The sequence below is a fragment of the Citrobacter sp. wls613 genome (assembly GCF_005281195.1).
Taxonomy (GTDB): Bacteria; Pseudomonadota; Gammaproteobacteria; order Enterobacterales; family Enterobacteriaceae; genus Citrobacter; species Citrobacter gillenii.
Window position 1 is genome coordinate 44,078 of record NZ_SZXN01000090.1, and the last position, 20,536, is coordinate 64,613.

21 protein-coding genes are annotated in these 20,536 nt (G+C 54.4%); 5 read left to right on the top strand and 16 right to left on the bottom strand.

Annotation, left to right across the window (positions count from 1 at the left end):
- Positions 1–4: 4 nt before the first annotated feature.
- From FDX01_RS22320 to pmbA, 10 genes are all read right to left on the bottom strand, one after another.
- On the bottom strand, positions 5–745 hold the full coding sequence (locus FDX01_RS22320) for a KDGP aldolase family protein (protein WP_115259578.1): 741 nt from the start codon (positions 743–745) through the stop codon (positions 5–7).
- On the bottom strand, positions 742–1,860 hold the full coding sequence (locus FDX01_RS22325) for a DgaE family pyridoxal phosphate-dependent ammonia lyase (protein ID WP_096758517.1): 1,119 nt from the start codon (positions 1,858–1,860) through the stop codon (positions 742–744). Before FDX01_RS22325 ends, FDX01_RS22320 begins: the two co-directional genes overlap by 4 nt.
- Complete coding sequence (locus FDX01_RS22330; protein WP_137400483.1) at positions 1,844–2,977, bottom strand: amidohydrolase/deacetylase family metallohydrolase; 1,134 nt, start codon at positions 2,975–2,977, stop codon at positions 1,844–1,846. The genes FDX01_RS22325 and FDX01_RS22330 overlap by 17 nt, the downstream gene beginning before the upstream one ends.
- Before the next feature lie 113 nt (positions 2,978–3,090).
- Entirely contained in the window at positions 3,091–3,735 is a 645-nt protein-coding gene (locus tag FDX01_RS22335) for a DUF4310 family protein (RefSeq protein ID WP_096758519.1), read from the bottom strand.
- 11 nt (positions 3,736–3,746) lie between these two features.
- Positions 3,747–4,523, bottom strand: coding sequence for a DUF4311 domain-containing protein (locus tag FDX01_RS22340; RefSeq protein ID WP_096758520.1), 777 nt, complete (start codon positions 4,521–4,523; stop codon positions 3,747–3,749).
- Positions 4,524–4,545: 22 nt separating this feature from the next.
- The gene (locus tag FDX01_RS22345) at positions 4,546–4,845 is read right to left on the bottom strand and encodes a DUF4312 family protein (RefSeq protein ID WP_096758521.1); all 300 of its coding nucleotides are present in this window, start codon (positions 4,843–4,845) and stop codon (positions 4,546–4,548) included.
- A gap of 2 nt (positions 4,846–4,847) precedes the next feature.
- Positions 4,848–5,210, bottom strand: coding sequence for an SFCGS family glycine-rich protein (locus FDX01_RS22350; RefSeq protein ID WP_096758522.1), 363 nt, complete (start codon positions 5,208–5,210; stop codon positions 4,848–4,850).
- Positions 5,211–5,220: 10 nt separating this feature from the next.
- The gene (locus tag FDX01_RS22355) at positions 5,221–5,541 is read right to left on the bottom strand and encodes a glycine dehydrogenase (protein WP_115259581.1); all 321 of its coding nucleotides are present in this window, start codon (positions 5,539–5,541) and stop codon (positions 5,221–5,223) included.
- A 344-nt stretch (positions 5,542–5,885) separates the two neighbouring features.
- Positions 5,886–6,272 carry a cytochrome b562 gene (cybC, locus tag FDX01_RS22360; RefSeq protein WP_096758524.1) on the bottom strand — a complete coding sequence of 129 codons (387 nt, stop codon included), beginning with the start codon at positions 6,270–6,272 and terminating at the stop codon, positions 5,886–5,888.
- A gap of 80 nt (positions 6,273–6,352) precedes the next feature.
- A complete protein-coding gene (gene pmbA / locus FDX01_RS22365; protein ID WP_096758525.1) occupies positions 6,353–7,705 on the bottom strand; it encodes a metalloprotease PmbA in 1,353 nt (450 codons plus the stop codon).
- Between the two features lie 95 nt (positions 7,706–7,800).
- Here pmbA and yjgA point away from each other — a divergent pair, with 95 nt between their 5' ends.
- The gene (gene yjgA / locus FDX01_RS22370) at positions 7,801–8,352 is read left to right on the top strand and encodes a ribosome biogenesis factor YjgA (protein ID WP_115259582.1); all 552 of its coding nucleotides are present in this window, start codon (positions 7,801–7,803) and stop codon (positions 8,350–8,352) included.
- A 99-nt stretch (positions 8,353–8,451) separates the two neighbouring features.
- On the opposite strand, the gene mpl is transcribed toward yjgA, so the two are convergent.
- Positions 8,452–9,831, bottom strand: coding sequence for a UDP-N-acetylmuramate:L-alanyl-gamma-D-glutamyl-meso-diaminopimelate ligase (mpl, locus tag FDX01_RS22375; protein ID WP_115259583.1), 1,380 nt, complete (start codon positions 9,829–9,831; stop codon positions 8,452–8,454).
- Positions 9,832–10,006: 175 nt separating this feature from the next.
- Here mpl and fbp point away from each other — a divergent pair, with 175 nt between their 5' ends.
- Positions 10,007–11,005, top strand: coding sequence for a class 1 fructose-bisphosphatase (gene fbp, locus FDX01_RS22380; RefSeq protein WP_096758530.1), 999 nt, complete (start codon positions 10,007–10,009; stop codon positions 11,003–11,005).
- 38 nt (positions 11,006–11,043) lie between these two features.
- On the opposite strand, the gene FDX01_RS22385 is transcribed toward fbp, so the two are convergent.
- The 5 genes from FDX01_RS22385 to ytfQ form a co-directional block, all read right to left on the bottom strand.
- Positions 11,044–11,556 carry a DUF2569 domain-containing protein gene (locus FDX01_RS22385; RefSeq protein ID WP_096758531.1) on the bottom strand — a complete coding sequence of 171 codons (513 nt, stop codon included), beginning with the start codon at positions 11,554–11,556 and terminating at the stop codon, positions 11,044–11,046.
- Between the two features lie 78 nt (positions 11,557–11,634).
- Entirely contained in the window at positions 11,635–12,636 is a 1,002-nt protein-coding gene (gene yjfF, locus FDX01_RS22390; RefSeq protein WP_096758532.1) for a galactofuranose ABC transporter, permease protein YjfF, read from the bottom strand.
- Positions 12,623–13,645: a galactofuranose ABC transporter, ATP-binding protein YtfT gene (ytfT, locus tag FDX01_RS22395; protein WP_135953042.1), complete on the bottom strand. Its 1,023-nt coding sequence runs from the start codon at positions 13,643–13,645 to the stop codon at positions 12,623–12,625. The genes yjfF and ytfT overlap by 14 nt, the downstream gene beginning before the upstream one ends.
- A gap of 13 nt (positions 13,646–13,658) precedes the next feature.
- Positions 13,659–15,161 (bottom strand): galactofuranose ABC transporter, ATP-binding protein YtfR, encoded by a 1,503-nt coding sequence (gene ytfR / locus FDX01_RS22400; protein ID WP_137363259.1) that lies wholly within the window; start codon positions 15,159–15,161, stop codon positions 13,659–13,661.
- Between the two features lie 103 nt (positions 15,162–15,264).
- Positions 15,265–16,221 (bottom strand): galactofuranose ABC transporter substrate-binding protein YtfQ, encoded by a 957-nt coding sequence (gene ytfQ / locus FDX01_RS22405; RefSeq protein WP_096758535.1) that lies wholly within the window; start codon positions 16,219–16,221, stop codon positions 15,265–15,267.
- A 309-nt stretch (positions 16,222–16,530) separates the two neighbouring features.
- On the opposite strand from ytfQ, the gene ppa reads away from it, so the two are divergent.
- The 3 genes from ppa to FDX01_RS22420 all read left to right on the top strand — a co-directional run bounded on the left by ppa (position 16,531) and on the right by FDX01_RS22420 (position 20,430).
- Positions 16,531–17,058, top strand: a complete 528-nt coding sequence (ppa, locus tag FDX01_RS22410) for an inorganic diphosphatase (protein WP_005134479.1) — start codon at positions 16,531–16,533, stop codon at positions 17,056–17,058.
- Between the two features lie 206 nt (positions 17,059–17,264).
- Positions 17,265–18,335 carry a YncE family protein gene (locus FDX01_RS22415; RefSeq protein ID WP_135912673.1) on the top strand — a complete coding sequence of 357 codons (1,071 nt, stop codon included), beginning with the start codon at positions 17,265–17,267 and terminating at the stop codon, positions 18,333–18,335.
- Between the two features lie 85 nt (positions 18,336–18,420).
- Positions 18,421–20,430, top strand: a complete 2,010-nt coding sequence (locus tag FDX01_RS22420; RefSeq protein WP_135912674.1) for a TonB-dependent receptor — start codon at positions 18,421–18,423, stop codon at positions 20,428–20,430.
- Positions 20,431–20,536 lie beyond the last annotated feature (106 nt).

The window sequence follows — 20,536 nt, forward strand, 5'->3', positions numbered from 1 at the left end:
TCAGTTAACCTACGCAGGCCCGGGTCATTGCCAGCAGCTGGCGCACATCGTCAGGCCGGGTGTTGCCGCTCACCTTATCAATAATAGAACTATAAATGTGAGGAATGATTTTGCTCACGCCGGCATCAAGGGCAATCTGCAGAATCTCAGTAAAGTTGTCCAGGTCGATACCGCCCGTAGGCTCCAGCCAGAAGTCATGCCGGGCGCAGGCTTCAGCCACCGCCTGATATTCGTCGCGGCATTGCAGACCACCCATCGGAAAGTATTTAATCGAGCTGCCGCCCATGTCTTTCAGCAGTGCAATGGCGGTTGCCACCGGTACCACGCCATCTGCTGACTGGCTGCTGAGCGGGCCGGTGGAGATCTTCACCCAACCCGGCGTACCGGTTGGCGAAACCAGACCGTTGACCACCGTTTGAGATTGCCCCAGCAGCGCCCGACTGGTCGCCACGCCGGTAAACACCTGATTGACGTGCTGCGGCTGCACCTGACGGGAAATTTCACTGACCATCGCCGACTGGTTCGGATCGCCCGCCCCGAGACCAACGGACAGCGCATTGTCGATAAGCGCCGCGTATTCACGCATATCCGCCACCGCGCTTTCAACGCTCGGGTAATTTTTGGACAACACGCCGACCAGCACATGGCCTTCGGCCGCCGCGTAAATATCACTGGCGTTCTCTTTTGACCCCGCCAGCACGTTCAGGCAGACGCGATTGCGATAAAAGTTAGGCGTCAGTTTCATGCTTTTTTCTCCTGCCCGGTCACGTCCGCAATACGACGCGCCACTATCTCCAGCTGCGCGCGGTCTACACTGCGCACGTCCGCTTCAATAATACCTTCGTTGGCTTTGTAGCCGCGGAAGTAGATCGCATACTCGCCCTGCTTAAGCGCCTCAACCAGCTCGCCGGTGGCGATCCCGGTTACCGCTTCGTCAAACTTAATTTCGGTACGCGCAATGTCGCGCCCTGCGCTGTCCCACACCACCCGCGCACTGACGCCATTGAAGGTATTCAGCGTATTAATAAACGGCGTCATTTTTTCGACCATCTCCGCGCCGCTCTCTTTCTGCGCGCTGAGGTACAGTTCAATGGCGCAGGTCAGCCCGAGAATGCCCTCTTTGCCGACCTTCATCGCCCGGCCAATACCTGCCGTCTGGCGTTTCACCCACTCCACATATTGTGTTTTACCAATCACCAGGCCGCTGGTTGGCCCTTCGATCGCCTTGGCGCCGCTGTAAATCACCAGGTCCGCACCGACACGGTAGTAGCACTGCAAATCTTCTTCCGCCGCTGCATCCACAATCAGCGGCAGATTATGCGTACGTGCGACCACGGCGGCCTGCTCTACGCTGAGCATGCTTTTTTGTACGCAGTGGTGCGATTTGATATACAGAATGGCTGCCGTGCGCGGCGAGATGGCGGCTGTCAGCTGCGCCGCCGAGCATTCATTGGCGTAGCCGGCCTCGACTAACTTGCCGCCGCCAAGCGCCACCATGCTGCCAACCGGTGCGCCAAAGTTGACGTTATGGCCGCGAGGCAGCACGATTTCGTTGTTGTCGATTGGCGTGGCGTGCAGGTTTTCCAGCAGCCAGTCGCTGTCTTTTACCAGCACAGCCGCCACTGACAGGGCAATCCCCGCCGAGGCACAGGACACCACCGTGGCGCCTTCCACCTCGAGCAACTTCGCGATGTAGTCTCCGGTTTTATTGACCAGATCTTTCATTTCGAAGTACTGATTCATCCCCGCCATCGCGGCCTGTACCACTTCGGGTCGCGGCGTAGAGACCCCAAGCGCCGTCATGCGACCAGAGGTATTAATAACCTGTTTTAAATGGTATTTCTCAAAAATCGAAGGCATGTTCCGCGCTCCCTTGTTCGGTCATATAGCCCTTGCCCGCACGTATTGCGGCAAGCGGTACCAGCAGTTGTTCAGCCTGCAGGCTGTCGTTTTCGGCATCGACCAGCACGGCGGGCTGGCGCTTCAGCGTAAAGAGGGTGAGATCGGCATCCAGACCGACCTGAAGTCGGCCTTTATTTTTCAGGCGCAGGCCGTCGGCGGCACTGGCGGTCACGCACTCAATGACCTGCGGGAGCGACATACCGATGGCGAGAAATTTCGACATTACGTTGGCCAATGAATGCACCGGGCCACTGATGCGGTTGCGGCAGTAAATATCTGAGCTGATGGTGTGCGGCAAAATGCCTAAGCTGATGGCGCGTTTCGCCACCGCAAAGCTCAGACTGGCGGTACCGTGTCCAACATCGAGGCGTACGCCGCGCGAAATCGCCCGCGTTACCGAGGCCCGTAATTCGCCTTCTGGCGTCAGAATACGGTTCGGTTTGCCGTTATAGCAGTGGGTAATAATGTCGCCCGCTGTCAGGCGTTCGGCTACCTCATCCAGATCCGGCGGGTTGTTACCGATGTGCACCATTAGCGGCAGGTCACCATTCTGCGCTTGCATCGCTTTGGCGTGGTCAAGCGGGATAATGCCATTTTCACCGACCACGCTGCTGCTCATCCGCGCCTTCAGGCCGACAATAAAGTCCGGGTGACGTTGCACCGCCTGCTTCACCGCGTCAGCGTCGATATTAGCCATATTGGCCAGCTCGTTTTGCGCAATCAGCCCCACGCGGGAAATATTCAGCAAGGCATAAACATCGGTGGTCGCTTCGCGGGTTAAGGTATAGAAATCATCAATATCGTCAGCGCCGGTGCTGCCGGCATCCACCACCGTGGTGACGCCGGTGGCAATCCCGATGCTGTCAGGCTGGTCATGATAAATCGGGGATTTCGGGTAGCAGTGGACGTGAGAATCAATCCACCCGGCGCTGACGTAGCACTCACCGCGTAAGTCGACGGTTTTCACCGCCGGATCGGTTATCTCGCCCAGCGCCGCAATTTTGCCGTCCTTGACCGCAATATCGCTTACCGTATCGTCTACCAGACGCGCATGGCGCAGGAGTAAATCAAACATCACACTCTCCTGTAGAAAGAGGAAATCGGTTGCCGGATGGCGACATAAATGTCTTATCCGGCCTACAACGAGTACGATGCTGTAGGCCTGATAAGCGCAGCGCCATCAGGCAATTAGCTAATCGCAATCGGGAAGATGGAACCGAGGATCATGGCCCCAAGGATCGCACCGCCGGTGATCGGTTTCTGCCACAGGTAAAACAGCAGCGCCCCGGCCAGAGAACCGACGCCGATAGGGATGGAAGCCGTCATCGCGCTGAGGATGATCAGCGGTCCAAGGAAGCGACCTGAGGCGTTACCGGCTCCCATCATCACGTCCGCCCCGTAGGTCGAATCGCTCTGATTGATGGTGAACTTACGCGCCAGAATGATGATGTAGCCAATTGCCAGGCCAATCACCAGACCGGTGACCAGCGAGGCAGCAAAGTTAGCGACCGGGAAAATAATGCCAGCCCCCAGCAGCAGTGCCGGCACGCCCAAACCAACGCCGGTCTGGATGGCCCCGCCGATGTCCAGGATCCCCACCAGCGAACCTTCAATAATGCGGGCAAACAGGAAGCTCGCACCAAACGCCGCTACCGCCCCGTAAGAACCGGTGTCCATTCCCGCTTTCAGCATTGCCACAAAGGCCACTTCGTTAAACGCACCGATGCCATACAGGTAGTACATGTGCGTGCCGGCAAAGACACCGGAGGAGAGCAGGCCCACGAAGATCGGGAATGACCAGTCGGCGAACCAAAAACCTTTATTCTGTTCCATTGTGGCCTCCGTTATTTGCCGCTGAGTGAGTTGTGGATCAGTTCCAGCCAGTTCGGCACGGTCAGATGGAAGGATTCGATCATCTTCATATCGAAGCCGCGGAAGAAACCGCTCAGCACGAACAGCGCCACGATAGCCACCATCATCACTTTAGTGACGTGGTTCCAGCCGCTCTCTTCGACGCCTTTACCAATCAAAATACCGAGCACCAGACCCGGTACGGCGTTGCCCATTATCAGCTGCGCCGCGCCGCCAAAGACGGTCGCCCAGAAGCCCGATTTCTTGCCGGCATCGATTGCCGCCAGCCAGAAGATCACCGGCATCACGGTGTTGACCAGCAGGTTTGCCGCCGGTACCAGCACCTTCACGGCAGTAACCTGCAGCGCCGCCGGTACGGATGACGCGGTCAGGTTCAGGAAGGTCACGACAATCATGCCAATCACGCCACAGGCAATCGCCATGCGTCTGGGGTCATGCAGCGTCTCACCGACATTACGGTTTTTAAGCATCAATGCCGCCGCACCCCAGTTAGGGATGATGCGGTGGTCAACGTCCTGCGTGAACGCCCCCGCCGCAACGGATGAAGCCCAGGCGTTAAAGAAGAAGCCCAGGCCGAATGAGAAGTGAGAAGCAGGATCCCCTTCACAGGAATTCAGCTCCCCCAGAGTACGAAACGCGCCCATCCCCTGAGAGGTAGGCGCATGAAACATGCGTGCAGCCCCAGCGCCGACACCTACGCCAACCAGCGCGCCGATGATGAGCGATTTTATTAATATTATCAGGAACATAATTATGCCTTTTAATAGTGAATCAGCGTTGCGTGACGAAATCCACCTTCTCAAGATTGATGGCAGTCACGTTGACGGTCACATCCAGCTCCACGCTGAAAGTGCGTCTTTCGCGGCGCAAAAAGAGGAATAAGAACGCCTCTTTACGCACCGTTTCACGCGCTTGAACAACCTGCACATCCTGTGGCTCAATACGCAGTAAGATATGCGGCGACCCTTTCATCACCGCGGCCTGAACGTGGTTCAGGGCATCGGCAAAGGCGCGCGCTTTGGCGTCACCCTTACCCGTGACTCTCACCGTTGTGGTGAATTGCTCTTTCATACTTAAGCGCCGTATTTCTTTTGCCACGCCTGCACCAGGCGCTCGCCGAGCTCTTCTTTGTCCATAAAGCCGAATCCCAGCACGTTGCAGCCTTCGTTGATGGCGGTGACGCCCTCTTCAACCGAGCGCATACCGTATTTGGCTTTGTAACCATATTTGGTCTGCGCGGTGATAGCCCCCGCGCCGCCGCTGCCGCAAAACGAAATGCCAAAGGTGGCGTTTTCCGCTTTCATCATGTCACCCAGCTTCATATCTGCCGCCACGCCCGGTACCACGACCGCACGTCCGCCTGCTTTCTCAACGCCTGCCGCCACTTTCTGGCCTTTACCCAGACGATCGCCAATCACCACAGTAATCTGTTCCATCTTGTGCTCCTTAAAGGTTCTCTTTTGCGACTTCGAAATGTACCGACAGCAGCCAGGCCTCTTCTTCAGGAAGGTTGCCAAACTCCGCCACGATGTCGCGGGCAAGTGCCATTGATTCGGCTGAAATTTCATCAAATAAGCTGGCATCAACGTCGGGTAAAGGCTCACCCGTCACCGAGCGGTGCGCCATGGCACGAACATGCGATGTCAGCATTTGTTCCTGTACGGCATTGGGAATGATGTGGCGTGCGCGCAACAGGGCATACACCTGCGCCAGCATGCGTTCGGCCAGTTCACCAGACGGTGTCACCGATTCCCCCCTGTCATTCATTACCGCTCCGTTATTCACTCGTCATACCCCACTAATGGCTCTAAGCGTAAACTAACGGTGGAGGTTAAAAGTTTGTAGCGAGTTGTTTTCCACTTCGAAGTGGAAAGGTGAGCAACGATAGTGATCTGTGCCGCAAAAAGGGCGGGATTGGTTATTTATCGCCTGGATAACGTGATGGGGATCGCACGAGATAGCAGGGAAACCGCAAGCGGCAGGAAAAACGGGTTGGCGTTAAAAGTTAAAAAATGTGATGGGTAGAGCGTTTACTTATGGGGGGCGGTGCCTGATGGATACGCTGTCGCGTCTTATCCGGCCTACGACGTCGCGCAGGCCGGATACATAAATTAACGGTACTTCTTATGGTAAGCGTTGCGGGTGGTTTTTAGCTCCTCCGCTGCCGCTTTCGCCTCTTTGACTTTACCTTCGTTCGCCAGTTTTAACGCGCCGTCGATCTGGCCGATCAGCGTGTCAAAGCCGTGACGGAAATCTTTCATCTCCGGGCTGTCCGGGGATTTAGTTTCCAGCTTCGGTGGCGTTCCTTTTTGTGCATCCTGCGCGGCTGCACGCATTTTGGTTAACGCGTCTTTCAGTTCAGTTGCGTTATCCGTTTTTTCCACGATTTTCAGGTTGTCGTTGAGGATCCCCATATCGTCTTCGAGATCGGCTGCAAACGCAGATGAACCTAAAACCAGCGTTGAAGCCGCGACGATCGCTAACAGGTGTTTACGCATTGCTCACTTCCTTTTTTATTATTAAGAATAACGCCAGATACCCGTAATAATTCACGCCGCAGCTCGAAGTATGACGGGTATTACTGCCCGGCGATTTTCATCTCCGGCAGTAGCACAGAACCACACTGTATATTACTGCGCGTTTCAATATCGTTACCGACGGTGACAATATTGCGCCACATGTCTTTCAAGTTACCGGCGATGGTGATTTCACTCACCGGGTACTGAATTTCACCGTTTTCGACCCAGAAGCCAGCCGCGCCGCGCGAATAATCGCCGGTGATACCACTCACGCCCTGCCCCATCAGCTCGGTTACGACCAGACCAGTGCCCATCTCTTTGAGCAACTGCTCGAAGCTTAGACCTTGTCCGGGAATACGCCAGTTATGAATACCACCGGCATGACCGGTGCTTTTCAGTCCCAGCTTGCGGGCAGAATAGTTGGTCAGCAGCCACTGAGTCAGGACGCCGTCTTTGATAATATCGCGACGTTCCGTACGCACGCCTTCGCTGTCGAACGGCGAAGAGGCCAGCCCTTTCAGCAGATGCGGGTGTTCTTCAATGGTCAACCATTCCGGCAGAATTTGTTGGCCCAGCGAGTCCAGCAGGAAGGTAGATTTACGATACACCGAGCCACCGGCAATGGCCCCGACCAGGTGTCCGAACAGGCCGGTCGCCACTTCATTGGCGAAAATAACCGGTGCTTTCATTGTGGACAGTTTACGCGGTGACAGACGGGATAAGGTGCGGCGCGCACAGTCGGCCCCCACCCATTCCGGCGTTTGCAGATCGCCGATTGCGCGGCCAATGGTGTAGGCGTAGTCGCGTTCCATATCGCCATTTTCTTCGGCGATCACGCAGCTGGAGAGAGAATGACGCGTGGAGCAGTAGCCCTGCAGCATACCGTGGCTGTTACCAAACACTTTGATGCCGTAGTGGCTGTTAAAGCTGCCACCTTCGGTGTTAGTAATGCGCTTATCGGCCTGCAACGCCGCTTGTTCAGCACGTGCCGCCAGTTCGATGGCTTCGTCAGGCGAGACTTCCGCCGGGTGGAACAAGTCTAAATCTGGCGCATCAAAGGCCAGCAGTTCTTTATCCGCCACGCCTGCGCACGGGTCCGGCGAGGTGTAACGAGCAATATCCAGCGCAGCCTGCACGGTACGCGCAATCGCCTGTGGACTTAAATCGGTGGACGACGCACTACCTTTACGGTTCTGGTGATACACCGTAATGCCCAGCGCCCCGTCGCTGTTGAATTCTACGTTCTCCACTTCACCATAACGGGTGCTGACGCTAATACCCGTCGTCTTGCTTACGGCGACTTCTGCACCGTCCGACTGAGCTGATGCTAATTCCAGTGCTGTCGAGACTGCTTCTTCCAGAATCTTACGCTGCGCTTCAACTTGTGAGATTACTTTCATCGCAAATGCCATAATGTAGAGAGAGTTTCTCTGAAGTCTAACAGAGAACCGTTTTTCAGTGCGCATCTTAACTGGTAACATTAGCCTCTTTTTTTAAGGAGCCTGACATGACTAAGCAGCCCGAAGACTGGCTCGACGACGTTCCCGGTGATGACATCGAAGACGAAGACGATGAAATTATCTGGGTCAGTAAAAGTGAAATAAAACGTGACGCCGAGGAGTTAAAGCACCTGGGCGTGGAACTGGTAAAACTGGGGAAAAACGCGCTGGATAAAATCCCGCTCGATGCGGATTTACGTGCCGCCATTGAGCTGGCTCAGCGTATTAAGATGGAAGGCCGTCGCCGCCAGCTGCAGCTGATTGGCAAGATGCTGCGTCAGCGCGATGTCGATCCTATCCGTCAGGCGCTGGATAAGCTGAAGAACCGTCACAACCAACAGGTTGTAATGTTTCACAAGCTGGAGCAGCTGCGCGATCGTTTGATCGTTGAAGGTGATGATGCGGTAGCGGAAGTCCTCAGACTGTGGCCGCACGCCGATCGCCAACAGCTTCGTTCTCTGGTTCGCAATGCGAAGAAAGAGCAGGAAGGCAATAAGCCGCCAAAATCAGCACGTCAGATTTTTCAGTATTTGCGTGAGTTGGCAGAAAACGAAGTCTAATTTCTTCGTATGCTGAAAGTGCCGGATGGCGGCGTAAACGCCTTATCCGGCCTACAGTCGATCGTAGGCCCGGTAAGCATTGCGCCACCGGGCATTTTTTTACTCTTCTGCTTGTGCTTGCGCTTTCTTCGCCAGGCCGTCCAGCAGTTTTTGATGAATACCGCCAAACCCGCCGTTGCTCATCACCAGAATGTGATCGCCAGGCTGCGCGGTTTTCACCACCATGTCCGCCAGCGCGTCAACATCACCGCTCCAGTGAGCAGGCTGCACGCAGGCTTCCGCGACTTCCGATACCAGCCACGGAATGTGCGGCGGTTGCAGCAGAAACACTTCATCTGCACGACCTAACGACGGCGCCAGATCGTCTTTGCACAGTCCCATTTTCATGGTGTTAGAACGTGGTTCCAGCACGGCAATAATGCGCGCCGTGCCACCGACTTTTCCGCGCAGCGCGGCGAGCGTTGCCAGAATCGCCGTCGGGTGATGGGCGAAATCGTCATACACCGTCACGCCATGGGCTTCGCCGCGCAGTTCAAGACGTCGACGTGCGTTAATGAACGAGCCCAGCGCATTAGCGGCATCCGCAGGCTGAACACCAACGTGGCGAGCGGCAGCAATGGCCATCAGGCCGTTGTGCATGTTGTGTTCGCCGACCAGGCCCCACTTCACTTCGCCCACTTTTTCACCGTCTAACAACACTTCCCATTCGGAGGCATCGGTCGTCAGTTTCTTCGCCTGCCAGTGACCTTGCTCACCAACCAGTTCCTGTTCGCTCCAGCAGCCCATCGCCATCGTCTGTTTCAGATTGATGTCGTTTTCCGGGTAGATGATGCGTCCCTGACCCGGCACGATACGTACCAGATGGTGGAACTGTTTCTGAATGGCTTTCAGATCGTCAAAAATATCCGCGTGATCGAACTCAAGGTTGTTGAGGATCAGCGTACGCGGGCAGTAATGTACGAATTTGGAACGCTTATCGAAGAATGCGCAGTCGTACTCGTCCGCTTCAATAACGAAAAAGTCGCTTTCACCCAAACGCGCAGAAACCTCGAAGTTCCCCGGCACACCGCCGATGACAAAGCCTGGCTTATAGCCGCAGACTTCGAGGATCCAGGTCGCCATTCCAGCCGTGGTGGTTTTGCCGTGAGTTCCCGCCACTGCCAGCACCCAGCGATCGCGCAGCACAAAGTCATGCAGCCACTGCGGGCCAGACATGTACGGAATGTTCTTCTCCAGCACCGCTTCCACGCACGGATTACCGCGTGTCATGGCATTGCCGATGATCACCAGGTCCGGTTGCGGGTCGAGCTGGCTGGCATCGTAACCCTGAATCAGTGAGATGCCCTGCTTCTCAAGTAAGGTGCTCATCGGCGGATACACATTGGCGTCCGAACCCGTTACTTCATGACCGAGCGAGCGAGCCAGCATCGCCAGACCGCCCATGAAGGTGCCACAAATTCCCAAAATATGAATGCGCATACGTCACTATCCTTTTTTAATCTGGGGGTCATTTTACGCACATGTCAGGCAACTGAGAAACGCATTTCAGGATAATCCGCAGTTTGCTGGCGCGATTCACCTAAGCGCGAGGGCTGAAATATTTGTTAAGATTATGGCGGTCGCTTTACTCCATACAATTTGCAGGGAAAGTGTTATGAAAACGTTAGGTGAATTTATTGTCGAAAAGCAGCACGAGTTCTCTCATGCTACCGGTGAGCTGACTGCTTTGTTATCGGCAATAAAGCTGGGCGCCAAGATCATCCACCGCGATATCAACAAGGCCGGTCTGGTCGATATCCTGGGTGCCAGCGGTGCTGAGAACGTGCAGGGAGAGGTTCAGCAGAAGCTCGATCTGTTCGCGAACGAAAAACTGAAAGCTGCACTGAAGGCACGCGATATTGTGGCGGGCATTGCCTCTGAAGAAGAAGATGAAATCGTCGTCTTCGAAGGCTGTGAACACGCAAAATACGTTGTACTCATGGATCCACTGGATGGTTCATCGAACATCGATGTTAACGTCTCTGTCGGCACGATCTTCTCGATTTATCGTCGTGTCACCCCTGTCGGTACGCCGGTAACGGAAGAGGATTTCCTGCAACCGGGCAACAAGCAGGTGGCGGCGGGCTACGTCGTTTACGGTTCATCCACCATGCTGGTGTATACCACCGGTTGTGGCGTACATGCGTTCACCTACGATCCTTCTCTGGGCGTATTTTGCCTCAGCCAGGAGCGCATGCGTTTCCCGGCCAAAGGCAGCACCTACTCCATTAACGAAGGCAACTACATCAAATTCCCGAATGGCGTGAAGAAGTACATTAAGTTCTGCCAGGAAGAAGATAAAGCCACCCAGCGCCCGTATACCTCGCGCTACATTGGCTCTTTGGTGGCGGATTTCCACCGCAATCTGCTGAAAGGCGGGATCTATCTGTACCCGAGCACGGCCAGCCATCCGGATGGAAAACTGCGTCTGCTGTACGAATGCAACCCAATGGCCCTGCTGGCCGAGCAAGCGGGCGGCAAAGCAAGTGACGGTAAAAACCGTATTCTGGATATTATCCCGGAGAGCCTGCACCAGCGTCGTTCATTCTTCGTCGGTAACGACCATATGGTTGAAGACGTTGAACGTTTAATCCGTGAGTTCCCGGACGCGTAAGACTCAGACGCCGGAGCAATCCGGCGTCCTTTACGTGCTTAGTTGACGAAGGTCAGTTTGACCCGTTTTGATACGCGGAAATACGGTATCCAGATAAGGATCTGCGCCGCGCAGGAGACAAACGCTTTTATATCGTCAGTGCTCAGCCCCACGCCATAGAACGTGGCGCCCAGCCAGCTGTCCATCGCGTAGTAAAGCGTGGTGCCTAAAATGAAGGCAGTATAAAACTTGGGTAGCTGACGTTTCTTTTTGAAAAACAAAAACGTCGTGTAAACCAGCAGCATTAAGAGAACGGCCATACAGACGAGTTCAAAAATAACCAGCGCACTCACGTCCGTTTCAGTGTGCAAAACAAACATCGCCACACCGAAAAAGCCAATGACCCCAGAAATGACGGACATCACCAGCGTCACCGCCGGTAAATAAAGCCAGCCGCCAATTCCCGTATATTTTTTATTCTCACAACGCGTGCAGTGGGTATCCGGAGGCAGTACGTTCTCCCCGCAGCTGGCGCATGCTGTCGGTAGCCCTTCGCCTTCGATTCCTTTCATGCTTTTGATTCCATTAAGTAAGTGTAGCCTCCTAGTGTATACGCATTACCCGCTATACGCGAAAAACAGCCCACGACATCATTTTGACGCGCTCGTGGTATTCACCCGTGTGACCGGTGAACTTTGGCGGTTTTCCCATAGCACCGTCAGACCGCGCTGTAAGGCGATAAAAACAAACAGCAGAATACCGATGGCGATCTTCGTCCACCATGAGCTTAATGTGCCGTCAAAGTTAATGTAGGTCTGAATCAATCCCTGGATTGCCACGCCAAACAGGGTGCCCAGCACCGTGCCCACGCCACCGCTCAGCAACGTACCGCCAATCACCACCGAGGCAATGGCATCCAGCTCGACGCCGACGCCTGCCAGCGCATAACCGGCCTGGGTATAAATGGAGAAGACAATCCCGGCCAGCGTCGCCAGCCCAGTAGAAAGCATATAGATGCGGATTGTCGTGCTGCGGGTCGAGATCCCCATCAGGTTAGCTGACGTCGCGCTACCGCCAATGGCGTACACCTGATTGCCAAAGCGTGTACGGTGCGCAAGGAAGATACCGATCACCACTACGCCCAGCATCAACAGTCCCATGGCGCTCAGACGACCACCGCCGGGGATCTTCCAGGCAAGGCTGGAGAGCGTGTCATAAATCGGGTGGTTGATCGGGATAGACTCTTCGGAGACCAGATAGCTGACGCCACGCAGAAAGAACATTCCCGCCAGCGTAATAATAAACGCCGGGATCTTCAGGGCATCAATCAGTAACCCCATAAAGGCGCCAAACGCGCAGCCCATCGCCAGAACCAACGGGAACGCCAGCAGCGGGGAAATCCCCCAGTAACCAATGGCTTTTGCCAGAAATACGCCGGTAAAGGCAATCACCGAACCGACGGAAAGATCGATGCCGCCGGAGAGGATCACGAAGGTCATACCCACGGCGATAATGCCTAAAAAGGCGTTGTCGGTCAGGATATTGCAGATCACGCGCGTCGAGGCAAAGGCCGGGAACTGCGTCAGGCAGTAGAGGTAGCCCAGCACAAAGACGCCAAGGGTGATCATCAGCGGTAAGTTACGTTTTATCATGACCACGCACTCCTTTTATCAGGCTGATAAAGCGTTGCGACTGGACGACCAGCACGCACAGCACCACGATGGCTTTAACCACCTGGTTGAGCTCCGGCTGGAAGCCGGACAGTAAAATCCCGGTGTTCATGCCCTGAATAATCAACGCCCCCACCACCGACAGCAGCAGGTTAAATCGCCCGCCCATCAGCGAACCGCCGCCGATCACTACCGCCAGAATGGCATCTAATTCCAGCCATAACCCGGCGTTGTTGGCATCGGCTCCGCGAATATCCGCCGTGACGATAATCCCGGCAATGGCCGCGCACAGACCGCTCAGCACATAGGTGAGCATCACAATAACGCGGGTATTCACCCCGGCATTTTTCGCCGCCCGAATGTTGATGCCGACCGCCTCAATAAACATACCCAGCGCCGTTTTACGCGTCAGCAGCCAAAAAGCGACCAGCGTTAGCAGCGCGATGATCACCGGAGTCGGGAACAGCAACAGCGATCCGCTACCGAACCATGACAGATCGGGCGAGTTAAACGTGACGATCTGCCCGGAGGTGATCAACTGCGCTACCCCGCGTCCGGCCACCATCAGAATCAGCGTGGCAACAAACGGTTGGATCTTAAGGATGGCCACCAGAATCCCGTTCCACAATCCCGCCAGGATACCGGAGCCTAACGCCGCAAGCAGGACCACCGGGAGGCTGTGCCCGGCAACCGTCATCGCGGCGGTGGTAGCCCCCGCAATGGCCATCACCGCGCCAACGGAAAGATCGATACCGCCGGTGGCAATCACCAGCGTCATGCCAATCGCCAGCAGCGCCACGGGCGCGGCGCGGTTGAGAATATCAATCGGGCTGCCGAACAGACGGCCATCCTGCAAAATCACCTGATAAAAGTGCGGGGCGACCAGGCTGTCAACCAGCAGCACCAGCAGCAGCGCCACCAGTTGCGGCATGCCCTTCGGCCAGCGAAATCGTCGTTTCGCGGTGTTGGATTGAGGGAGAGATTGAGGCATCACAACAGTCTCCTTAGGCCGCAATGGCGTTCATGATTGCCGGTACGGACAGTTCAGCCAGCGGGATCTCGGCCACCTGTTTGCGATCGCGCATGATAATGACCCGATCGGCGTAACCCACCAGTTCTTCCAGTTCAGAAGAGATCACCAGCAGCGCCAGACCGTCGGCGCAGAGTGTCTCGATCAGGCGAATGATCTCGGCGTGTGCCCCAACGTCGATCCCACGCGTGGGTTCATCAAGGATCAAAAACTGCGGTTTAGTCAGCAGCCAGCGCGACAGCAGAACTTTTTGCTGATTACCGCCGGAGAGAAACTCGATCGGCTGTTCGGCGTTGGGGGTGCGGATACCCAACTGGCGGATAAAACGCTCGGCAATGTCATTTTGCTCTTTGCGCGGAATCGGCCGCAGCCAGCCGCGCTGTGCCTGCAGGGCCAGGATGATATTTTCCCGCACCGAGGCGGCAGCAATAATGCCGTCCGTTTTCCTGTCTTCCGGGCAGAAGCCGATCCCCAGACACGAGGCCTGATGCGGCGATCGCAGGGTCTGCGGTTTGCCTTTGATCAGCGCACTGCCGCTGTCGGCAGGTTTAATGCCAAAGATTACTTCTGCGGTTTCTGTACGTCCCGATCCCAGCAACCCCGCCAGGCCGACGATCTCGCCGGGACGGACCTGCAGATCGAATGGTGCGATCGTGCCTTTTTTGCCAAAACCACTGAAGGCCGCCACCGGTTTGTCACTCAGCAACGTGCGGCCCGCACGCTGCAACGCGTGGGTATCCAGTTCCCGACCGAGCATCATCTTCACCAGTTCGATCTGCGGCAGTTCGCGGGTTTCGCGACAGCCGACAAAGCCGCCGTTACGCAGAACGGTGATCCGATCGCTGACTTGATAGACCTGATCGAGAAAATGGGTAACGAAGATCAGGCTGACGCCGCGATCGCGCAGATGCCGCATCAGACCGAATAGCATGTCGACTTCCTGGGTATCCAGGCTGGCGGTGGGTTCGTCGAGGATCAATACTTTCGCCGACAGATCGATAGCCCGGCAAATGGCGACAATTTGCTGCATCGCCACCGAAAAACGGTTTAACGGCTCGCGCACATCAAGGGAAAAACCGTAGGACGCCATCAGCTCCGTAGCACGCTTTTCCATTTGCTTGCGCTGCAGCAGGCCAAAGCGTCGCGGCTCGCGGCCAATAAACAGGTTATCTGCCACCGACATATTGGGCAGCAGGTTCACTTCCTGATACACGGTGCCTATCCCCAGTTGCTGGGCATGGGCGGTATTCTTGGGTGAGATAGCCTGGCCTTCAAGCCAGATGGTGCCGCGATCGGCGTGGTAAACGCCGGTCAGCGCTTTGATCAGCGTCGATTTACCGGCTCCGTTTTCACCGAGCAACGCCATAATCTCGCCACGCCGCAGGCTGAAATCCACGTTATCCAGCGCTTTGACGCCAGGAAAAAATTTACTTAACCCTTCGGTGCGAAGGATTTCCTGATGTTGGTCGGTGGTCATGGCTCCCCCTGCATTACGCCGGATGGCGCTACGCTTATCCGGCCTACAAAAGCGCTTAATGTAGGCCGGGCAAGCGCAGCGCCCCCGGCATTTTCATGAAGGCTTAGTAGCCCATGTTTTTCTTCTTCTCTAGCTCTTCTTTCGCGGTATCCGGCAGATAGAGGATAGATTTGGTAATGGTCAGCTTCTCAGGCATGGTGCCGTCTTTTTTGAATTTCTCCAGCGCGTCAAAGGCTGGACCGGCCATGTTCGGCGTCAACTCGACGCTGGCGTTGGCTTCCCCGTCAATCATCGCTTTATAGATATCCGGCACGCCGTCGATAGAGCCGGTCAGAATGTCTTTGCCCGGTTTCAGACCCGCTTCTTTGATTGCCTGAATCGCCCCGATCACCATGTCATCGTTGTGGGCGTAAACCATACAGATGTTCTTGCCGTTGTTTTCCGCTTTGATAAAGCTCTCCATGACTTCTTTTCCTTTACTGCGGGTAAAGTCGCCGGACTGAGAGCGGATAATTTTGATGTTTGGTGCCTTGGCAATGGCTTCAGCAAAGCCTTTTTTACGGTCAATCGCCACGCTGGCACCGACGGTTCCTTGTAGCTCCACAACGTTACACGGCTTGCCGTTCACTTCTTTAATCAGCCAGTCGCCAATCAATTTGCCTTCCAGCACGTTGTCGGCCGTCACGGTGGTCATATAGAGAGATTTGTCTTTGACATCGATGGAACGATCGAGCAAAAAGACCGGGATCTCCGCATCTTTCGCTTCTTTTAATACCGGCTCCCAGCCTGTTGCTACCACTGGCGCAATGAAAATAGCATCCACGCCCTGCGCCACGAATGAACGTACCGCTTTAATCTGGTTTTCCTGTTTTTGCTGGCCGTCGGCAATTTTCAGCGTAATGCCGCGCTTCTCGGCCTCGCTTTTCGCTACGTTGGTTTCTGCTGCACGCCAGCCGGATTCAGACCCGACCTGCGAAAATCCTACGGTTAAAGGGGCGGCCATCGCCATAGATGACATGGCTGCCGAAACTGCTGTGACTAAAAGTAAGCGCTTCCACATAAGTGCGTCCTCGTAGGGTGATTATTGTTGATTAATAAACTGTCGCGAAAAAACTATAGACAATCGAGCATGTAACGGATTGCGTTACATCACACTTCAAAAAAGTAAATAAAACGTTAATCACAAGTTTGTAATCGCTTTCATTACCCTATGAAAAATGCAGCTGAAGTTATGGATTTTTCTGTCATCAAGACAGGGAGAAAAAGCGAAAATCCGAGGTGGCAAATCGAAAACAAGCGGAGACATTCAGCGCGAGTTGGCTATAATACCCGCCACTTGTTTGCCATAGCATATTTAAAGGAAACAGACATGAGCTTACTCAACGTCCCTGCCGGTAAAGATCTGCCGGAAGATATCTACGTTGTTATCGAGATCCCTGCGAACGCAGATCCGATCAAATACGAAGTTGACAAAGAGAGCGGCGCCCTGTTCGTTGACCGCTTCATGTCCACTGCGATGTTCTATCCGTGCAACTACGGTTACATCAACCACACCCTGTCTCTGGATGGCGACCCGGTCGACGTTCTGGTCCCGACACCGTACCCGCTGGAGCCAGGTTCAGTGATCCGCTGCCGTCCGGTTGGCGTACTGAAAATGACCGACGAATCCGGTGAAGATGCGAAACTGGTTGCGGTACCGCACACCAAGCTGAGCAAAGAATACGATCACATCAAAGATGTGAACGACCTGCCGGACCTGCTGAAAGCGCAGATCACTCACTTCTTCGAGCATTACAAAGATCTCGAAGCAGGCAAATGGGTGAAAGTTGACGGTTGGGACAACGCTGAAGCCGCTAAAGCTGAAATCGTTGCATCCTTCGAGCGTGCGAAGAAATAAGTTCGCCTGAGCTCAAAACCCTGAACGCCAGCGTCTGGTTAGTAAGGGTTTTTTACTTCTCATTTTCCCTCTCTTCGTTTTTCCTTTCTCCGCTGTTTTCTTTTTGACCTACCAGATTGGGTAGTCACATTTTGCTCATCTTATTTGCGAATGAGACTAGATCTCATTATCATTCGCAACACGTAAATAAATGTGAATAAACGTCAATGAACCTCCACACTGTGAAGTCCCTGAAACACTATTCCGCCGTGGCCCTCGCCACAACATTGTTATTTACCAGCCTGCCCAGCGTGGCAGAGACGCTGTCTGAGAAAGATTTCCTGACCCGCGACGTCGGTAACGGGGTGTATGAGTTGGCGGTTGATGGCCAGCAGAAGGCGCTTTTTGCCGCCTCTTCACCGTCGTTTGATAAAGACAAAACCCGCGGGGTTATCTACAAACTCGATCTGGAGAAACTCACCACCACCGAAGTCATCGAAACCAGCCGCCGGGCGTTTGCTACCGCGCTGGATGAAGAAAATCAGGTGCTGTATGTCGGTAATACGCTGGAAGGTTCGGTGACGATTATCGATACCCGCAGCGGTAAAGAACGGGCGATACTGCAACTGAGCGATACCAGCAACCCGAAGGAAATCATCCATACGCGTGAAATGGTGCTGGATAAGCAACATCACCGCCTGTACGTTTCCGGCGTGGCTGAAAAAGGCGTTATCTGGGTGGTGGATACGCAAAAGCGTGAAAAAATAGCCACCCTTGAAAATATGGGCGAATACCCGACCGGCATGGCGATTGATGCTACAAACGATCGTCTGTACGTGGTGAACGGCAGAAACGAGCTGATTACGCTGGATACCACCCGCCACAAAATAATTAACCGTTTTTCCGTTGAACCCGCTAAAAAGCATTTCTTCCTGAATATCGCCCTTGATAGCAAAAATAATCGCGCGTTCCTGACCGATCCTGATTTAGCCGATGTTCTGGTTGTCGATATTCATACCGGAAAAGTCATTACCCCAATCAAAGTCATTAATTCACTGGCTGTTCTCTATAACGAGACGCGTCAGGAAGTTTATATTACACACCGCAATGCCAAGCAGGTCAGCATTGTCGATAGCAACACCTATCAGGTAAAACACAGCATTGAAACCAATGCGTTACCTAACAGCCTGGCGCTTTCACCGGACGCTAACACCTTGTATGTCAGCGTAAAACAGCCGGAAAAAATGATTGGCGTCAAGCCCGACTACGTGCTGAAAATCGATTTATCTCAATACTAATAATCAAAAACTATTTTGCACCTTGTCGCCATGTTGCGCGGCAAGGTGGCGCTTTTATTTTTTTACTTTTCAGGTGTCTTATATTATGAAAACGCGTCAACTTATTACGCTGACAGGGATCGTTGCATTCTCAGGCGGGGTTATTTTTCCCGCGCAGGCCGAAGAATTAACGGAAACCTCACGCAATAGCGAAGATGAAATGGTGATTACGGCGTCCGGTTTCTCGCAGCAAAAGCGTGAAGCCCCGGCGACTATTTCAGTTATCGACCGTAAAACGCTGGATATTCAGCCGGACCGCAACGTGGGGGAAGCCATTAAAAATATTCCCGGCGTCTCGGTGTCGAACAGCAGCGGCATGAATGCTGGCAGCATTATGATCCGCGGCATGGACCCGTCCTATACCGCCTTCATGGTGAACAGCGTCAAACAAAATACCGGCCAGTCACGCCCCTATGGGCACGACATAGGCACCGAAGCCAACTTCTTACCGCCAATGGAAGCCATTGAGCGCATCGAGGTTATTCGTGGGCCGATGTCATCATTGTACGGTTCCGATGCCATCGGCGGCGTGGTTAACGTCATCACCAAAAAACCGTATGGGGCGAAAGACTGGACGACGGCAATTGCCGCGAATACCTGGCTTCAGGAACACCAGTATCTCGGCAATACCAGTCAGATGAATCTTTTCACCATGGGGCCAATTATTCCCGATGTTCTCGGCTTAAGCGTGGCTGCCGACTGGCTCGACCGTCGCGACGACGATCGGAATAATTACTTCGGCAAACATAACCGCAAATCCGTGGATATGACGCTGGGTCTGGCCGCCAGCGAAAATAACCTCTTCGATCTCAACGTTGTCACCGGCGAGCAGGAAAAAAACCGCACCCAGAAACGTGGTGCGCCGTGGTCATGGTTATATGATCGTAACGCCGCCACCCTGACCCATACCGGCTGGTATGCCGACGATACTATCGCGACAACTAACTACATTAACTACGAAAAAGGCCGCTCAAAATACGTTTATGACGGGCAGTCACCGCAGTATGTGCAGATGGAAAACTACGTCGCCAATTCACAAACCACCTTCACGCTCGACACCCATAAGCTGACCGTCGGGGCGAACTTCACCCGCGAAGAGTTAAACGACCGGTTTGATGTCGCCAACAAAACGCTGCCAGGCTCGGAGCCTGTTACCAAAATCAGCCGCAACGGTTGGGCGTTGTTCGTGGAAGACGGCTGGAGCATCAACGATTTCATCCTGACGACCTCCGCACGTATGGATCAGGACGATAACTTTGGTACGCACATTACGCCGAAAATGTACGGCAACTGGGCATTCAACGATGCCTGGGCGCTGAAAGGCGGCGTCTCCGCCGGATATAAAAAGCCGGAACTGCGAGCCACCTCCAGTAACTTCGTCACCCCTTACGGTTCAACCGTGCCCTATCCCTTCCTGACGGTCGGCAATGACGACTTAAAACCGGAGAAAAGCGTTAACTCTGAGCTGGGTCTGTACTGGACGGGCGATGTGCTGTCGCTCGATGGCACCGTGTTCTATACGCAATTCAAAGACAAGATTGCGGAACAAACCATTTGTGAAACCACGGCGACCAACCAGTGCTCAGTCAATGGCTACAACGCCGACTCGGTGAGTAAATACTTTAACGTCAGCGAAGCCGATGTGTACGGCGTCGAGCTCAACGCCGACTGGCAAATTAGCACCGACGTCAAAGCCAATGCCAACTACACCTACAACCACAGCGAGCAGAAAAGTGGCGTCAACAAAGGCTACGCGCTGAACGACTACCCACGCCATATGGCGAACTTGTCGCTGAACTGGACGGCGACGCAAAGCCTCGACGTGTGGAGTACGGTGAACTACCGCAGCAGCAACCGCAACAGCGGTAATAACAACAAGTACGATGATTACACGATGGTGGATGTGGGCGTACGCTACCAGTTGAATAAGCACACACAGCTGATGGCGGGGGTCTACAACGTGCTGGATGAGGATCCGAAACTCACGACCGCATGGAGTGAGTCCGCTCAGGTGGAAGGACGCCGCTATAACCTTGGCGCGCGCGTGGAGTTCTAAATCCTAAAAAACAACGCCACCCGAGGGTGGCGTGTTATACCTGTCGTCTTTCAAACTGCCTCTGCGTTGGCTTTCCTCGCTTACCCCAGTCACGTACTGATGTACG

Coding starts and splice junctions, on each gene's coding strand:
- FDX01_RS22415 (WP_135912673.1), top strand. CDS start 17,265: ATGAACCTCCACACTGTGAAGTCCCTGAAACACTATTCCGCCGTGGCC.
- pmbA (WP_096758525.1), bottom strand. CDS start 7,705: ATGGCATTTGCGATGAAAGTAATCTCACAAGTTGAAGCGCAGCGTAAG.
- fbp (WP_096758530.1), top strand. CDS start 10,007: ATGAAAACGTTAGGTGAATTTATTGTCGAAAAGCAGCACGAGTTCTCT.
- FDX01_RS22355 (WP_115259581.1), bottom strand. CDS start 5,541: ATGAATGACAGGGGGGAATCGGTGACACCGTCTGGTGAACTGGCCGAA.
- FDX01_RS22345 (WP_096758521.1), bottom strand. CDS start 4,845: ATGAAAGAGCAATTCACCACAACGGTGAGAGTCACGGGTAAGGGTGAC.
- FDX01_RS22350 (WP_096758522.1), bottom strand. CDS start 5,210: ATGGAACAGATTACTGTGGTGATTGGCGATCGTCTGGGTAAAGGCCAG.
- FDX01_RS22330 (WP_137400483.1), bottom strand. CDS start 2,977: ATGTTTGATTTACTCCTGCGCCATGCGCGTCTGGTAGACGATACGGTA.
- ytfR (WP_137363259.1), bottom strand. CDS start 15,161: ATGACCACCGACCAACATCAGGAAATCCTTCGCACCGAAGGGTTAAGT.
- FDX01_RS22320 (WP_115259578.1), bottom strand. CDS start 745: ATGAAACTGACGCCTAACTTTTATCGCAATCGCGTCTGCCTGAACGTG.
- yjgA (WP_115259582.1), top strand. CDS start 7,801: ATGACTAAGCAGCCCGAAGACTGGCTCGACGACGTTCCCGGTGATGAC.
- ppa (WP_005134479.1), top strand. CDS start 16,531: ATGAGCTTACTCAACGTCCCTGCCGGTAAAGATCTGCCGGAAGATATC.
- FDX01_RS22385 (WP_096758531.1), bottom strand. CDS start 11,556: ATGAAAGGAATCGAAGGCGAAGGGCTACCGACAGCATGCGCCAGCTGC.
- ytfQ (WP_096758535.1), bottom strand. CDS start 16,221: ATGTGGAAGCGCTTACTTTTAGTCACAGCAGTTTCGGCAGCCATGTCA.
- FDX01_RS22325 (WP_096758517.1), bottom strand. CDS start 1,860: ATGCCTTCGATTTTTGAGAAATACCATTTAAAACAGGTTATTAATACC.
- FDX01_RS22335 (WP_096758519.1), bottom strand. CDS start 3,735: ATGGAACAGAATAAAGGTTTTTGGTTCGCCGACTGGTCATTCCCGATC.
- mpl (WP_115259583.1), bottom strand. CDS start 9,831: ATGCGCATTCATATTTTGGGAATTTGTGGCACCTTCATGGGCGGTCTG.
- FDX01_RS22420 (WP_135912674.1), top strand. CDS start 18,421: ATGAAAACGCGTCAACTTATTACGCTGACAGGGATCGTTGCATTCTCA.
- yjfF (WP_096758532.1), bottom strand. CDS start 12,636: ATGATAAAACGTAACTTACCGCTGATGATCACCCTTGGCGTCTTTGTG.
- ytfT (WP_135953042.1), bottom strand. CDS start 13,645: ATGCCTCAATCTCTCCCTCAATCCAACACCGCGAAACGACGATTTCGC.
- FDX01_RS22340 (WP_096758520.1), bottom strand. CDS start 4,523: ATGTTCCTGATAATATTAATAAAATCGCTCATCATCGGCGCGCTGGTT.
- cybC (WP_096758524.1), bottom strand. CDS start 6,272: ATGCGTAAACACCTGTTAGCGATCGTCGCGGCTTCAACGCTGGTTTTA.